This is a genomic window from Syntrophales bacterium (genome assembly GCA_035363115.1).
Classification (GTDB): Bacteria; Desulfobacterota; Syntrophia; order Syntrophales; family PHBD01; genus PHBD01.
On the sequence record DAOSEM010000011.1, the window covers coordinates 1 to 15,973 of the forward strand.

General features: G+C 62.4%; 11 protein-coding genes. 1 reads left to right on the forward strand and 10 read right to left on the reverse strand.

Going from position 1 to position 15,973, the window contains the following annotated elements:
- Nucleotides 1-113: 113 nt before the first annotated feature.
- The 9 genes from PLO63_16115 to PLO63_16155 form a co-directional block, all read right to left on the reverse strand.
- Nucleotides 114-881: an enoyl-CoA hydratase-related protein gene (locus tag PLO63_16115; GenBank protein HOI75671.1), complete on the reverse strand. Its 768-nt coding sequence runs from the start codon at nucleotides 879-881 to the stop codon at nucleotides 114-116.
- A gap of 270 nt (nucleotides 882-1,151) precedes the next feature.
- Nucleotides 1,152-2,513, reverse strand: a complete 1,362-nt coding sequence (locus tag PLO63_16120) for an acetyl-CoA hydrolase/transferase C-terminal domain-containing protein (GenBank protein HOI75672.1) — start codon at nucleotides 2,511-2,513, stop codon at nucleotides 1,152-1,154.
- Nucleotides 2,514-2,710: 197 nt separating this feature from the next.
- Complete coding sequence (locus tag PLO63_16125; GenBank protein ID HOI75673.1) at nucleotides 2,711-4,108, reverse strand: FAD-dependent oxidoreductase; 1,398 nt, start codon at nucleotides 4,106-4,108, stop codon at nucleotides 2,711-2,713.
- 273 nt (nucleotides 4,109-4,381) lie between these two features.
- Nucleotides 4,382-5,518: an acyl-CoA dehydrogenase family protein gene (locus tag PLO63_16130; protein HOI75674.1), complete on the reverse strand. Its 1,137-nt coding sequence runs from the start codon at nucleotides 5,516-5,518 to the stop codon at nucleotides 4,382-4,384.
- Between the two features lie 24 nt (nucleotides 5,519-5,542).
- Nucleotides 5,543-6,022 (reverse strand): Zn-ribbon domain-containing OB-fold protein, encoded by a 480-nt coding sequence (locus tag PLO63_16135; GenBank protein ID HOI75675.1) that lies wholly within the window; start codon nucleotides 6,020-6,022, stop codon nucleotides 5,543-5,545.
- A gap of 16 nt (nucleotides 6,023-6,038) precedes the next feature.
- A complete protein-coding gene (locus PLO63_16140) occupies nucleotides 6,039-7,199 on the reverse strand; it encodes a hypothetical protein (protein ID HOI75676.1) in 1,161 nt (386 codons plus the stop codon).
- Nucleotides 7,200-7,207: 8 nt separating this feature from the next.
- On the reverse strand, nucleotides 7,208-8,350 hold the full coding sequence (locus PLO63_16145) for a thiolase family protein (GenBank protein ID HOI75677.1): 1,143 nt from the start codon (nucleotides 8,348-8,350) through the stop codon (nucleotides 7,208-7,210).
- A gap of 165 nt (nucleotides 8,351-8,515) precedes the next feature.
- Entirely contained in the window at nucleotides 8,516-8,971 is a 456-nt protein-coding gene (locus tag PLO63_16150; GenBank protein HOI75678.1) for a Zn-ribbon domain-containing OB-fold protein, read from the reverse strand.
- 28 nt (nucleotides 8,972-8,999) lie between these two features.
- Entirely contained in the window at nucleotides 9,000-10,226 is a 1,227-nt protein-coding gene (locus PLO63_16155; protein HOI75679.1) for a thiolase family protein, read from the reverse strand.
- A gap of 247 nt (nucleotides 10,227-10,473) precedes the next feature.
- On the opposite strand from PLO63_16155, the gene PLO63_16160 reads away from it, so the two are divergent.
- A complete protein-coding gene (locus tag PLO63_16160) occupies nucleotides 10,474-13,620 on the forward strand; it encodes a sigma 54-interacting transcriptional regulator (GenBank protein ID HOI75680.1) in 3,147 nt (1,048 codons plus the stop codon).
- Between the two features lie 38 nt (nucleotides 13,621-13,658).
- Here the strand turns inward: PLO63_16160 and PLO63_16165 are convergent, their stop codons facing one another.
- A complete protein-coding gene (locus PLO63_16165) occupies nucleotides 13,659-15,941 on the reverse strand; it encodes a cache domain-containing protein (GenBank protein ID HOI75681.1) in 2,283 nt (760 codons plus the stop codon).
- Nucleotides 15,942-15,973 lie beyond the last annotated feature (32 nt).

Here is a 15,973-nt window from a genome sequence, read left to right on the forward strand (position 1 = left end):
TCGTCACCTCGACGCCCTTCTCGACGGCCACCTGGGCGATCCCCGCCCCCATGGTCCCCGCGCCGATCACACAAAGCTTCCTGATCATGGTTCGCATGTCCTTTCCCGTGCCGTCATTTCTTTTTGCCGACGAAGGCCTGCATCCCCGCCTTCTGCTCCTGCGTCGAGAAGCACAGGCCGAAGCAGTCGATCTCGAACATCGACGCCGATTCGAGGTCCATCTGGGTCCCCTTGTTGATGGCCGATTTGATGAGGGTTATCGCCGGAGCGCTCTTGGAGGCGATCTTCTTCGCCAGCTCGATGGTCTTCGGCAGGAGCTCGTCCGGCGGGTACACCTCGTTGAGGATCCCCAGGTCCAGCGCTTCTTTGGCTCCGATCATGTCGCCCGTGAAGCACATCTGCTTGGCCTTGGTGATGCCGATCATCCGGGCCAGCCGCTGCGTGCCGGCGCTGCCGGGCATGATTCCGATGTTGATCTCCGGGACGGCGAAGCGGGCTTTCTCCGAGGCTGTCCGGAGGTCGCAGGCCAGGGCATACTCCAGGCCGCCGCCCAGGCAGAATCCCTGGATCGCCGCAATCACCGGCTTCTTCAGGTTCCAGATCCGGTCGATGACCCTCTTGGCCGCCAGGGCATAGTCGCGGGCTCCCATGGAGTCCTTGTCGATCATCTCCTTGATGTCGCCCCCGGCGACGAAGGCCTTGTCGCCCGCCCCTTTCAGGAGGACAACCCGAACCTCCGGGTCGTCCTCGGCCTTCCCGAGAAGCTCGATCAGCTTGAGGTTCACCTCCGTGTTGAGGGCGTTCATCGCCTCCGGACGGTTGAAGGTCAGAAACGCGATAGCTTCCTGCTTTTCATAGAGTACTACTTCCTTGCCGTTCATTTTCCTCTGCTCCTCGATCGGCCGCCGGACCCTCGTTCGCGGGCGTTCCCTGCGCCCCGTGTGCCCGTTGCCATTGTTTTCGATAAAACGGATCTGCCGGGGACCCCATGATCCCCGGCATTCCCGTCATCCAGTCATTGCTTTTTTCTATATTTTTGCTCCTCCCGCCGCCGGTGCGGTCCATCGGGGTCCCGCACCGGCATTGCGAGGCTGTATTCATGCCATTCCGGTCTCTCCCGATTCAGCGTCATTCGGGAGCCGGGAACCGGACTATTTGAACAGCCCTTTTTCCCTGGCGGCCTTGACCAGGTCCTCCTGCAGGTCCGGATGGGCGACCTTGATCAGGGCCTCCGCCCGCTCGTCGATGGACAGGCCATCCAGGGGACCGGCGATGCCGTTCTCCGTGACGACGTAGTCCACGTGGCACGCCAGGGTCCCGACCAGGGCGCCCGGCGAGAGGTTCGGAACGATCCGGCTGATCAGCTTGCCGTCCTTGTCCTTTGTGTAGGAAGCCATGACGATGATCATGCGGCCGAAGCGTGAGAGCCTGCATCCCATGGCAAAGTCGGACTGGCCGCCGTACCCGGAGACCATCTTGTTGCCGAGGGTCAGCGACGCCACCTGGCCGGCCATGTCGACCTCCAGGGCCCCGTTGATCCCGACCATCTGCTCCTCCTGGCCGATGACCGCCGGGTTGTTCATCACGTCGCCGGGGAAGAACTTCACGTCTTCATTGTTCTTCACGAAATCGAAGAGGTCCTTCACCGGGCCGATGAAGCTGGCGGACATCTCGCCCGGCCGGAAGGTCTTGTATTTCCCGGTCAGGATTCCCTTCTCCTGCCACAGCGGCGCGCCCGTCGGGAGCATCTCCGTGAACAGCCCCAGGTCCTTCAGGTCCGAGTGGGCAATGAGGTCGGAGATCAGCATGGGAACCGCGCCGATCCCGATCTGGATGGAGTCGCGGTCCCTCAGGAGGCTGACCACGGACGCGGCCATCTTGTGGTGTATGTCTTTCGGGGCCGCCGCCGGAAAAGCGGGAAGCGCCGATGAATTCTCCACGAAGTGGGTGAACTTGGAGATGTGCAGCTTGGTGTCCCCGCAGGCCGGGATGTACTGGTCGTTGACTTCGCCGATGAGGACCCGGGGACCGCCGACAAATCCTTTCGAGGTGGCCTGTCCCTCGAGGAGCGCCCGGGAAAACATGCAGTCGGGGCCGATATTGACGAAGCCGTCCTTGTCCGGAGGCGTCACCATGGCGACGATGACGTCGGGTTTGCGGTAATAGGTCCACTGCTTCAGCGAGCTGAAAACGGTGACCGGGGCGTACGGGCCGTAACCCAGCCCCTGGAACTGCGACAGGATGAAGGGCGTTCCCGTGAAGCCGGAGGTGATTTTGAAGGTCTGGCGGTATTCCGGCTGGAACATCTTGTAGGGCCGGGTCGCCAGGTTCCACCGCCATTCGATGTTCTGGAGCTCGTCCTTCCGGTCGGCGATGGCGTCCGGGATCAGGGTGCTCGGCTGGCCGAGGCACAGGGGGGTCATGATGAAATCGTCGTCACAGACCGCGCGGGCGGCCGCTTCCGCCGTGGTGAGCTTTTTATTGTACTGGTAAAGCCATTCCGTTTTATACATTTATTGATCTCCCTCTTATTGATCTGGTTGCGCAACCATCTCTGCATCAGAAAACGGTTTTTTCGTTTCCGCAATGACCGCCGCGGAGGCCCCGGACCGATACCGACCGGGGACTCCGTCTGTATCTGCCGTTCAGACGTTTCACCTCCTTTCGCCGTTCGGGTACAGCGGAACGGCACGAGGTCCGCCCGTGCTTACTACTTCAGTTCCTTCAGGATCAGGTCCGCACACTTCATGCCGCTCAGGGCCGCGCTGTTGATGGCCAGGCCGCGTCCCTGATAGGTGTCGCCGGCAAAGTAGAGGTTCGGGATCCCCGGGGCCACGAGGCCCGGCTTGTAATTGCCCACGAGGCCGGGCTGGCGGGCCAGGCCGTCGCATCCGTCGACATAGTAGGGGAACTTCCACTCCACCTTGTTCTCGATGCCGGGGAACATGTCCTTCAGGTCCTCCCAGTGGGCCGCCAGGAGCCGCTCCCGCAGGAACTTGTCCGAGGCCTCGGCATGCTCCACCACCATGTCCGTGTGGACGACCTGCTTCCCCGGGGGGGCGACGTCGGGGGAGAAGTTGGAGGCCGGGAAGCCCTGGAAGGGGAAGCCCGCATGCTTCGTCTTGAGGGCCGACATGAAGCATTTCCGCTTCGGGTCCACGATGGGCTCCGAAAGCCCCAGCATGAAGCCGATCAGCCCCGTCACTTCGTGCTGGATGTCGGTGATCCGCTTCACCCACCAGCGGGGCAGCGGCGAGCTTGCCGGGTTGAAATCGAGGATATTCGACAGCTTGTAGATGGGCAGGGCGCAGACCACCCGGTCGGCCCGGATCGTCTCGGTCTCGAAGATCCGGTACTCCTCTTCGTAGATGTGGCGCTTCGCCGGGATCCGGACGCCCACGGCCCGCTTGTTCTCGATGACCACTTCCTGGACGTCGCAGTTCAGCTTGATCTCCCCGCCGTTTTCCCGGATGACCTCCGCGAGCCCGCGGGTGATTCCTTCCATGCCCTCGATGGGATAGCTGGCCTGCAGGGCCTGGCGGGTCTTCAGCAGGTTGTCCCGGGCGATGTAAAGCACCTCTCCGGCGGCCATGTCGATGGCGTGGGGGATCGTGGTCATGATCATGCCCAGGTCGGTGAACAGCTCGCGCACCGGCGCCTGCGGCACGTTCTCCATGAGCCACTCCTCCAGGGAGCGGTTGTCCCAGGCCTCGATCTCGGTGTCCTTCAGGGTGGCAATCTTCTGCATCAGGTCCCGGAAGGCGATCTTGTCCTCCTTCGACATGGGAACCAGCTCCGCCACGCTGACGAACTTCTCGCCGTTCCAGATGTCCACGGTGTCGCTGAACGGCGCCCACTGCACGGTCTTTCCGACCCGGTTGTTCAGGGCGTTGCAGCTGGACTTTTCACCCAGCTCCACCATGTGGAGGCCGATCTCCACCCGCCACCCCTTTCCTGGGTAGCCGTCGTAACTCATCATCCGTCCGCCGAACTTGGGGAAACGGTCCAGGAGCAGAACCTTCTGCTTTCCCTCCTTCGCCAGGATCGCCCCGACGCCCAGGCCGGCGATACCGGCGCCTACCACGATCACATCGTAAGAATTCGCCATCTCCTCTTCCTTTCTGTTGATATCGTCCCGCCGCCGTCCGTCTCCGGTACGGACGGCGCGGGAAATCGTTGTTTCGGATTTACGCCACCGGCGGCCGCAGGTCCACGACCCGGAACTCGTTCCGGGACCGGTACAGAAACTTCCCGAACTCACTGACATTCTTCGGCTTCTTCGGATAATCGGCCATCATGCTCCCTCCTTTTGGGGTATTCGGGCCCCCGGATCGGGGGCCCGGTCGGTTATCTGGAAAAACCTTCTTGCTTCTTGAGACACTCAGATGGTCCGGCTGATGATCTCCTTCATGATTTCCGTTGTCCCGCCTCCGATGCTGAGGATCCGCGAATCGCGGTACAGCCGCTCGACGACGTATTCCCGTGCGTATCCGTAGCCGCCGTGGATCTGAACGGCATCGAAGACCACCTTGTCGCAGACCTCGCAGGAGAAGTTCTTGCCCATGGAGACCTCCCGCATGACGTCCATACCCGCCTCCATCCGGGCGGCCACGCGGTAGTTGTACTCCTTGGCGATCTCCACCTTGGTCGCCATGTCCACCAGCTTGTGGCGGATGACCTGGAAGCCCGTCAGGGTCGTCCCGAAGGCCTCCCGGGCCTTGGCGTACTTGATGGATTCTTCCAGGGCCAGCTGGGCCGTGGCATGGGCCTGAACGGACAGGGAGAGGCGCTCGTTCTGGAAGTTGATCATGATCCCCTTGAATCCCTCGCCTTCCTTTCCGATGATGTTCTTCGCCGGAACCCGGCAGTCCACGAAGCTCAGCTCGCCCGTGTCGGAGCTGTGCCAGCCCATCTTGTGAATCTTCTTGGAAACGCTGAAACCCGGCGTGGAGGTGTCGATCAGGAGAAGGCTCACGCCCTTCGGCCCGGGTCCGCCCGTCCGCACCGCCGTGGTGACGAAATTCGCCCGGCAGCCGCTGGTGATGAAGGTCTTCGCCCCGTTGACAATGTAGGAATCCCCGTCCAGGACGGCCCGGGTCCGGAGACTCGCCACGTCCGACCCGGCGTTCGGCTCGGTGATCCCCAGGGAAGCCACTTTTTCACCCCTCAGAACAGGAGCCAGAACCTGCTGCCTCATCTCCTCCGTGCCCAGGTTCCGGACCGGCGGCATGGCGATGGTATGGCTGTAGAGGCCGCAATATAACCCGGAGGCCCCGCTGTGGCGGATGAACTCCTCGATGAAGGCGACCACCATGAACTTGTCACAGGGTACACCGCCGTACTCCTCCGGGTACTCGAGTCCCAGGAAGCCCGCATCTGCGGTTTTCTTGTACAGTTCCAGGGGAAACTCTTCCTTTTCCTCCCACTCCTCTACATGGGGCTTGATCTCCTTCTCCACGAACTTGCGGACGCTGTCCCTGAAAATCCTGTGATCCTCGCTGAAATACTCCTGGTACATTGAACGACCTCCCCTTGTCTGATTTCACCTGATGATCTCGAAGTACTTGACGTCCTGGGTGTTTCCCTGCATCTCCGCGGGGTCCTTGAAGACCGCCCGGACCTTCATGCCCACCTTGATCTTCTCCAGGTCCGTCTCGTTGATCAGGTGCGAAAAAATGTTGTCCGCCCCGTCCAGCTGGATGTACCCGTAGGTGTACGGGATCGGACGCTGCTTCCCCGTGTTCGGGTCGATGAACGGGTAGTTCACCACCGAAAAGGCCGTGATCACCCCCGTGTCCGACAGCGGAACCAGCTCCGTCAGCTCCCGGAAGCACGGTCCGCACACCCGCCGCGGAGGCACGTACACCAGCCCGCAGCCGGGGCACCTGATCCCCGTGAACCGCCGGTTCTTCCTGATCTCCTGGAAAAATACGCTCCCGTACAGCCCGATCGACCACTCGTACGGCATCGCATGGGTAAACATCACCTGGAGCGGCTCGCTCGCTTTGTTTTCCGTTGACATGGCTCCTCCTCTATCCTTACGGCTTCTCCGAGCTCAGGATGACCACGTCCGACCAGAAGCAGCCTCCGAAGCCCGTCGCCAGCGCGTTCCGGACGTCCGGAACCTGACGCTGGCCGCCCTTGCCCATCACCTGAATCGCCGCCTCGGCCACCCGGAGCAGCGCCGTCGCACCAATGCAGTTCGTCGAGATCACGCCCCCCGAGGGGTTGACCGGCAGCTTCCCGCCCATGTGCGTGTTCCCCTCCCCCACAAACTTCGGGGCCTCCCCGCGGCCGCAGAACCCGATGTCCTCGATCCACTTCAGCCCCGCCCACGTGTAGGGAAGGTACAACTCCGCCACGTCGATCTCCTCCACGGGATTGGTGATCCCCGCCTGGGAATACGCGTCCTGAGCCGCCCGCTGCATCGACACCAGCCCCTTCGTGTAGTCCGTCGAGTCCCCGAACCACGTGTACGTGTGCCGAACCGCCGCCGCCTTGAACCACGCCGGCGTCTTCGTCATCTTCTGGGCCGTCCCGTCCACCGCCAGCACGCAGGCGCACGCCCCGTCGCTCCGCGGGCAGATGTCCCCCAGCTTGATCGGGTACGCCAGCATCGGCGACGCCATGATGTCCGACACCGTCAGCGGCCGACGCAGGTGCGCGTACGGATTGTTCATCGCGTGGTTCCGGTCCCGCTCCCCAACCAGGGCCGCGTCCTCCTGCCGCGCCCCGTACTGCTCCATGTACGCCGTCGCCTCCGTCGCCAGGCTCGGGATCGCCCCGGAATACGAAAACCGGTCCCAGATCGCGTCCGAACACGTGATGATCGCACCCGTCGTGTCGCTCTCCGAGTTCTTCTCGAATCCGATCGCCAGCACCCGGTCGAACAGTCCCGACGCCACGTGGTAATACGCCGCAATCGCCACCGTCGCGCCCGTCGTCCCGCCCGTCGAAACCTTCATGACCGGTTTCATATACGCCCCGGAGCCCTCCACGCTGTATGTGTCCACCGCGTTGATCGACTCGAAGTGATCCATGTTCCCGATCACGATGGCGTCAATCTCCCGGATCGTGATCCCCGCATCCAGAAGCGCCGCGTCCACCGCCTCCTTGATCATCTCCTTCGACGTCACGTCCGGACGGTGGCTCTTGTGATAGGTCTGTCCCGTTCCTACGATCGCTACTCTTCTTCCCATGGCTCACCTCACTGCTTCCCGCTGACGATCCACACGCACTGGCTCTGCCCGCAGGGTCCGTGATACCCCTGCGCCAGCGCCGTCTCCGCGCCCGGTACCTGCCGCGCTCCCGCCTCGCCCCGAACCTGCAGCGACGCCTCGATCAGGCGGGCCAGGCCCGCCACCAGGATCGGGTTCGCCGACAGCGCGCCGCCCGACGGATTCACCGGCAGCTTCCCGCCCATCGCCGTCACGCCCCGGACCGCCAGCTTCGCGCCGGCCCCGGCCCCGCAAATCCCGAGACCCTCCAGCCACAAGGGCTCCATGTAGCCGAACGGCTCCAGGACCTCCGCCACGTCGATCTCCTCCAGCGGATTCGCGATCCCCGCCATGGCGTACGCCCGCTTCGCCGCCTCCTTCAGCGCCACCGGGTCCGCCAGGTCCCTGTCCCCCAGAAGGTAGTCCTCGCAGCAGTGCGCAACCCCCTTGATCCACACCGGTTTCGCCTTCGCCTTCGCCGCCACCGACTCGTTCGCGATGATGATCGCCGCCGCCCCGTCGCTCACCGGGCAGCAGTCCAGAAGCTTCAGCGGATCCGCGATCTTCCGTGACCGCAGCACGTCCTCCACCGTGATCGACAAAGGCAGCTGCGCATACGGATTGTTCCGCGCGTTCCCGTGGTTCTTCACCGACACCGCGGCAATCTCCTCCTCCGTGATCCCGTACCGGCTCATGTACGCGCTCGCCTGCAGCGCCGACGATGAGATCGCGTCGATCCCCAGGTGGCGCTGGAAGATCGGGTCGAACATCCCGTTCGTCGTGACCGGAACGCTCCCCTCGCTCCCCTTGTAGTGCGCCACCACAATCGTCGCCTGGTACCCCGACAACACCCGCATCAATCCGTAAAACGCCCCGAACGTCCCGTCCCCCGACACCGTCGAGATGTTCTTGTCCTGGCCGCCCGAGGCATCCCCGACGGCCATCCCCGAGATCGTCCGGCCGTCGTAAAAATCGTTCGAGACCGTCACCACGCTGTCGATGTCGTCGATCGTCAGACCCGCATCCTCCAGCGCTCCCCGCGTCACGTCAAACACCATGTCCGCGAAGATCCGGTCCTTCTTCCTCCGCTCGTATCTCGTCTGCGCCATGCCGACGATTGCCGTTTTCTGCATGTTCGTCCCTCGCTCTGTCTTCTCCGCCTGGGTAGTTGCGATGCCGCTGAAAAACGCCCCTCTGCTGCGTTTCCCTCGACCCTCGTTGCTGCGGCGTACGCTCGGGAGTACGCCTCGCGCCTCGGGCCGCGGGGGCCTTGCAGCCGGGCATTTTTGAGCGGCCTCTTACGTCAATTCAAAGGAATCGATGTCCAGGATGTGAGCGGTCCGATCCTCTTTAAACACCGCCTTCACCCTTTTGCCGACTCCGATCTTATCCAGGTCCTTCTTGACCAGGTGCAGAAATCCCACGTCCGATCCGTCCAGCTTGATCAGGGCATAGGCGAACGGTGCCTCCACCGGCTGCACCGGGTGGCCGTACCGGACGACCGTGAAGGCCTCGATCACACCCTCATTGCCAAGCTCAACCCACTCGTCCATGTCCACAAAGCAGCGGCTGCAGCTCTTCCGCGCCGGAACGTACACCCTGCCGCAGGACCCGCACCGCGTTCCCAGGATCTTCCGCTCGTCCCGGAGCGTCTTGAGAAACCGCCCCGCCGTCTCCCCGGCCCACCACGTGTACGGGACCGAAATCTGACCCTTCAGGGTCAGGGGCTCCACTTCCTTCAACCATTCAGACATGGTTTTCCTCCCTCATGGATTCCTTCTGTTACACCTTGAGCAAGAGCGCCTCTCCCTGGGACAGGCCGCCGCAGATGGCCGCCACGCCGAGGCCGCCGCCGCGACGCCGCAGTTCGTACATCATCGTCATGGCGATCCGGGCGCCGCTGGCGCCGACGGGGTGCCCGATGGCGATGGCCCCGCCGTTGACGTTCGCCTTCGCCTGCAGGGCCTTCTCCTTCTCCGGGTCCTTCCCGGCCAGGAGACGCAGCGACACCAGCGTGACCGCGGCGAAGGCCTCGTTGATCTCGATCACGTCCACGTCGTCGATCCGGTTCCCCGTCCGGGCGAACATCTTTTCGATCGCCTGGGCCGGCACGTTGGCCATGTACTTCGGCGTCCCCGCCGCGGCCTCGCATGCCACCACCTCCCCCAGGACCTCCAGCCCCAGGGAATCGGCCTTCCGGCGCGACATCAGCACGATCGCCGAGGCACCGGAGTTGAGCCCCGGGGCGTTCCCCGCCGTGACCGTGGGACTGCCGTAAACCGTCTTCAGGGACGACATCTTCTCGATGTTCAGGTTCTCCCGGGGCGATTCGTCCCGGTCCATCACCAGCGGCGCCTTGCCCTTCTGGGGAATCTCCAGGGGCATCAGCTCCTCCCCGACCTTGTACTTCCCGGACGCATAAGCCTGGAAATACTTCCGGTGGCTGGCCACCGCCCACTCGTCCTGCATCTCCCGGGTCACCCCGTACTCCAGGGAGACATGCCCCGCGTCGGTGGCCACCGGGGCGAACCCCTTCCGGCCGTAACCCAGCTCGAACAGGACGTCTTCCAGCTCGATGTGCCCCAGGCGGCTCCCCCAGCGCGCCTTGGCCGCACTGGCGATCAGGGGAACGTTCCCCATGTTCTCCGCCCCCGAGGCGATCACCACCTCCGCGTCCCCCGACTTGATGGCCCGGTAGCCCAGGCGCATCCCCGTCATGGAGGAGCAGCAGGCCCGGTCGATGGTCAGGGAGATGTTGCTCTCCGGAAACCCGGCCAGGAGCGTGATCTGCCGGGCCGGTACGTTCGTGTAAATGGCGTATTCCGCGGGAATGCAGGTTCCGTAATACACCTCGTCCACCTTCGCCGGGTCGAGGCCGATCCGGCGGACGACTTCCTGGAGCACCTTGACCCCCAGGTCGATGCTCAAAATAGAGCGCAGAACGCCGTCGAACCGCCCGAAGGGCGTCCGAACCGCGCTGACAATGACAACGTCGTTTTCGTTCTTCATCAAGTCACCTCAATGTATGATTGTTGTGATTTCTGAATCATCAAACAAATATCGATAACAATATCCATGCCACATACTATGACACATAATACAAGAGTATTATCGTGATGTTACTGAGAAGTGACGGCAAAATGTCAAACATTAACATTTTGTCAGTGGTCAAATATTAATCTTGTGTTGACACTACGATCAGGGTGTGAAAGGACGTCCCCATCGCAATCCGGATCGGGAAAGGACCTTGCTCTCCATGAAAACCTTTCTGGCGGGCCTCTCTGAAGAGGAAAGAAAAGTCTTGTGTTATTTCATAGCATTCCCGGACTTCTTCTCCGTGGACTGGTTCTCTTCCTGGCCCCCGTCGAGGCTGATGTCGGTGGTCCTGGCGCTGGAAAAGGAAGGCTGGATCCGGGCAAGGCCGGGGGAGCCGGGGTTCTTTGTCTGGTCCGCGGATTTTCCGCGGCAGATCATCACGGATTTCCTGGACCCCGACGACCTGTCCAAGTGCTGCCGCAACGCCGTCTCCATTCTGCAGAACAACGCTCCGCTGGATGACCGGTCGATCCCGACCATCGCCCGCCAATGCCTCCTGGCGGGCGTCCAGGAGGAGGATATCGATTTCATCTTCAAGGCGGCGGTGATCGAAGAGAAAAAACACAAGGTGTCGTCGGCGATTCAGCTCTACGATTCCATCCTGGTCTTCATGGAGCGGTTCATCGGCAAGGAAGACCAGGAACTGTCCGACGGCAACTGGCTGACGTTCATCCGGGCCGTCGAGCGCCGCGCCTCCCTGTCGCTCTTCCATCCCAGCCTGAAGACGATCAACCGCCTGCTCCTGGCCGCCCTCGAAACCGCCCAGCGCCTCGGAGACCTGAAATCGCAGGCGTCCCTGGAACTCCTGATCGGCCAGAACCACTGGATGAATTTCCAGCACGACCAGGCCGTTGTGCACTTCAATCAGGGGTGGGAGATCATTCAGCAGCTGGAAGACGAGTCGCTGTACAAGAGGGGACTCAAGGTTCGCGGATTAACCTACGCCATAAAGGGCCAATTCTGCAAGGCCATCGAGGTGTACGAAGAGTCGCTGGGCGAGCTGGAATCGGCCGATAACAATGATTTCTTCCTCCTGGCTGCCCTGAACCTGTCCCTCTGCTATTCCGAGGTCGGCATGCCGCAGAGGGCCCTCGGCATCACGGAAGCCATCCAGAATCACTGCCAGAAGACGGGCAACCTTCCGCTCCTGTCGTTCACCCTCGTAACGGCGGGCATGATTCTCCTGGAAATCGGGCAGCGGGACAAGAGCCGGGCTTTCCTGGCACGCGCGCTCGAGCTCGCGGAAAAGGAGAAGGTCCCCATGGTCGAGGTCATCGCGGGAATCAGCCTCTCCGACGTGGAGTGCCAGAACGGCAACTTCCAGCTGGCCGGCGAATATTTCAGCCTGATCTGGAAAATCAAGAAATCGAGCTGGTATCACATCCTGAACTTCTTCCCCATCTTCGAGACCCCGTTCATCCTCCACCGGAAGGGGGTTTCCCCCATCGAACTGAGGCCGTTCTTCGATTTTCTGAAGCAGATCAACCGGGCCGACCTGAACCCGCTGATGTACGGCATTATCGGGCGCCTGCGGCTCGGCCTGCCGGAGAACCGGATGGCTCCCGCGGAAAAGATCGCGGCGCTTCTCGAAATGGAGGCCACCCTCCGGAAACTGGGCCCCACCTTTGAGCTGGCGAAAATGCGGATCGAGCTGGCCCGCCTCTACGATCAGACCCGGAATTCCAGGAAGGCGGAGCGGTACGCCAGGATGGCCTGGGATTTTTACCGGCCCATCGCCCCCGACTCCTTCCCCCCCGACGTGAAGCAGTGGGTCCCGAAGGAAAAGAATGAGAAGGACCTTCGCCTGTTCAACCTGATCGTCGAGATGGGCGAAGCCCTGACCAAACAGGACAACATCGAGCGGCTGCTCACCAACATCATCACGTCCATCTCGCGCCTGATGGGATCGGAGCGGGCCGCCCTGTTCATCCGTGACCGAAGCTCGTCCGAGCTTCGGCTGGCCGCCTCCCGAAACCTGCTTCCGGAGGAAACCCGGGAGGAATCGTTTCAGGAGATGCTCTCGACCATCCAGGCCGTATTCGACAGCGGGGACGGGAAAATCGTGCAGCACGAGATCAGCGGCAGCGGGCTCTCCGATTACCGCCGCGTCATCATCGCCCCGCTCCGGCTGGAAAAGCAGACGATCGGTGTTCTGTACCAGGACAGCCGGTTCTTCTTCTTTGAGGTCGGCTCCAACAGCATCAAGCTCCTGTCCGCGTTTGCCTCGCAGATCGCCGTATCCATCGACCGGGCTCAGGCCTACGACGAGATTGCGCAGCTGAACCGGAAGCTGATCCAGGAGAACCTGTACTACATCGAGGAGATCAAGGAGATCCGCCCCTTCGGCGAGATCATCGGCGTCAGCGGCGCCATACGGGAGGTGCAGAACCTAATCCGGAAGGTCGCCCCCACCCCGTCCGCCGTGCTGATCCACGGAGAGACGGGCGTCGGCAAGGAGCTCGTCGCCCGGGCGATCCACCGGGAAAGCACCCGGAAAGACGGGCCGTTCATCCGCGTGAACTGCGCCGCCCTGCCGGAGACCCTGATTGACAGCGAGCTGTTCGGCTATGAGAAGGGCGCCTTCACCGGGGCGATGAAGATGAAGGAAGGGCGGTTCGAGCTGGCGAACCAGGGAACGATCTTTCTCGACGAGGTCTCCGAGCTTCCCCTCGCGACGCAGAGCAGGCTTCTCCGGATCCTCCAGGAAAAGGAGTTCCAGCGCGTCGGGGGGACGAAAACGCTGCAATCCGATTTCCGGCTCATCACGGCCACCAACAAGGACCTGGCCCGGGAGGTCGCCGAGGAGAGGTTCCGGGCGGACCTCTTCTTCCGCCTGAACGTCTTCCCGATCGTCGTTCCGCCGCTCCGGGAGAGAACGGAAGACATCCCCCACCTGGCCATTCACTTTCTCAATCTGTACGGCTCCCAGTCCAACCGGCAGTACCCGGGGATCGCGGAATCGGAGATGCAGAAGCTGCAGTCCTATTCCTGGCCCGGCAACATCCGGGAGCTGTCCAACATGATCGAGCGCGCCGTGATCTTAGGAGGGGAAACCATCCGCTTCCCCGAGCTGGAAGCCGCCAGAAGGGGAAAGCCCTCGGCGGGAAACGAGGAGATGAAGCTGAAGGACATGGAAAAGGCGCACATCCTGGAGGCGCTGGAATCAACCGGGGGCAAAATCGGGGGGGCCGACGGCGCGGCGGAGCGCCTCGGCCTGAACCGGACGACCCTCATGTACCGCATGAAAAAACTGGGAATCAAGGTGGCGCGGCAGCGGACCGTCCTGGACGAGGCCGCCCGTGCCTGACGCGCCGGTCCGGGACGCATCCCGGCCGTGCCGCTTTCTCAGCACTCCCCTCCCTCGGATGGGGATGACAGCACCCGGTGCAGGAAGCCGGACAACTCTTTCATGCTGTAGGGTTTCTGGATGAATCCCCGGCAGCCCGATTCCATGACCTTCTGCACCTCCCCCTGGAGGCCGTAGCCGCTCGACAGGACCACCCGGACCCCCGGATCGATCTCCCGGAGCATCCGGAGCACCTGGGCGCCGCTTATCCCCGGAAGGATCATGTCCAGGATCACCAGGTCGATCCGGTCCCGCTTCTCCATGTACATCGACACGGCATCCTGACCGCTCGCCGCCGGGTACACCGTATAGCCGAGCGCACCCAGCATCCGGGACGCCGACTCCAGGATCATCGGCTCGTCGTCCACCAGCAGGATCCCCCCGCTCCCGGTCAGAAGATCCTCCGACGGCCCCTGATCCTCCGCCGGCACCCTCTCCTCGGAAGAGGGAAGGTACACGTTGAACGTCGAGCCCCGACCCGGCTCGCTGTATGCCTTGATCAGGCCGCCATGGTTCCGGATGATCCCGTAGGCCGAGGCCAGGCCCAGGCCCGTTCCCCCTTCCTGCGACCGCGTCGTAAAGAACGGCTCGAAGATCCGCTTCAGCGTCTCCCGGTCCATCCCGACGCCGGTGTCCGAAACCGAGATCCGGACGTAGCTCCCCGCCTTCGTCTCGAAGGCCCGGGCATCCTCTTCCCGCAGGACCACGTTGCTCGTCCGGATGTGCAGGTTCCCGCCCCGGGGCATGGCGTGGCCCGCGTTGATGTACAGGTTGAGAAGAACCTGCTCCAGCTGCCCAGGGTCCGCCTCCACCGGGTGCACGTCCGCCTCCAGTTCCAGGTCCGCCTCGATCTCCTTCCGGGTCTCGATGAAGAACTGAACGCTCTTCCGGACCAGGTCGTTGACCGCCAGCGTCCGGACCTCGTACTTTCCCTCCCGGGCAAACCCAAGAAGCTGCCTCGTCAGGTTCGCCCCCCGCTTCACGTGCTCCTCGATCCGGCCCAGGCGCTTCGCGTGCGGATGGGACGGATCGTGCTCCATCTGCAGCAGCGACACGTTCCCCTGGATCCCCATGAGGATGTTGTTGAAGTCGTGCGCCACCCCGCCTGCCAACTGGCCGATGGCATCCATCTTCTGCGACTGGAACAGCTGCCGCTCCAGCTTCCGGCGGTCCTCCTCCGCCCGCTTCCGCTCGCTGATGTCCTCGATTGTCCCTTCATAGTAAAGGAGACGGCCCTTTTCGTCCTTCACCACCCGCGAGTTGATCGAGACCCAGACGATGCTTCCGTCGTTCCGTTTCATCGCGATCTCGAAATCCTCGACGAATCCTTTGTCGTCGAGAATCTCGCGATACCTCTCGCCATCCCCGGGATTCGCCAGAAGATTATTGTTGATGCTGGAAATGCCGTCGACCATCTCCCCGGGCGATCCGTATCCGGCAATGCGCGCAAACGCGGGATTCACGCTGATGAAACGGCCGTCGGCCGTGATCTGAAATATTCCCTCCACGGCATTCTCGAAGATGGATCGGTATTTCTCCTCGCTCTCCTTCAGTTCGTTCTCGATCTGCATGCGGTTTGCGATTTCCTCGCTGAGCAGCCGGTTCCGGTTGAGAACGGCAATCATCGAGGCGGAGATGGGAATCAGAATGGCGATGAACAGGAGGATGGATCCGTACTGGACGTTTTGCAGGTTCTCCTGCTGCTCCCGGATGGCCCGCTGCATGTACATGCCGGTGCCGATGTAGCATTGAAGCTCCGGGACCCCCACCACATAGGCCAGTTTCTCCTGCTCTTCGTGGACGCCCGGCAGGTGATAGTAGTATTTCACAAAGGATCCGGAGGGCCTGGCCATTGCCGCGCCGACGAGCTCCCGGATGATGTAGAGGCCCCGGACGTCCCGAAGGTCCCACTGATTCGTCAGCTCCTTGGCCGGTTCGAACGGCTGGACCAGCATGATGCCGTCATAGGAGCTCATGAACACGTAGTTGTTCCCGTACTGGTCCTCATAGGTCATGGTGCGGACCAGTGTCCGGATCCGCTTCAGGGCCTCGGCGGGCTGCATCGTCCCGGCGCGGACCTGGGACAGCACCGGCTCCACGGCGTTCCGGGCGATGGAGACGATCTGGATGAGATTCTGGCGGTGCTGGACTTCCACGAGGTCGAACAGGGAGTTCATCCAGTGCTGGTACACGATGAAAAAGGCGCCGATGGAGAGGCCTGCGAGGAGGGCGATGGCAAGAAGGGGCTTCAGCAGGAGGTATTTGCCCTTTTCTTTTTGCATATCCGTTTTCACCCTCCACCTCCACTCCCTAC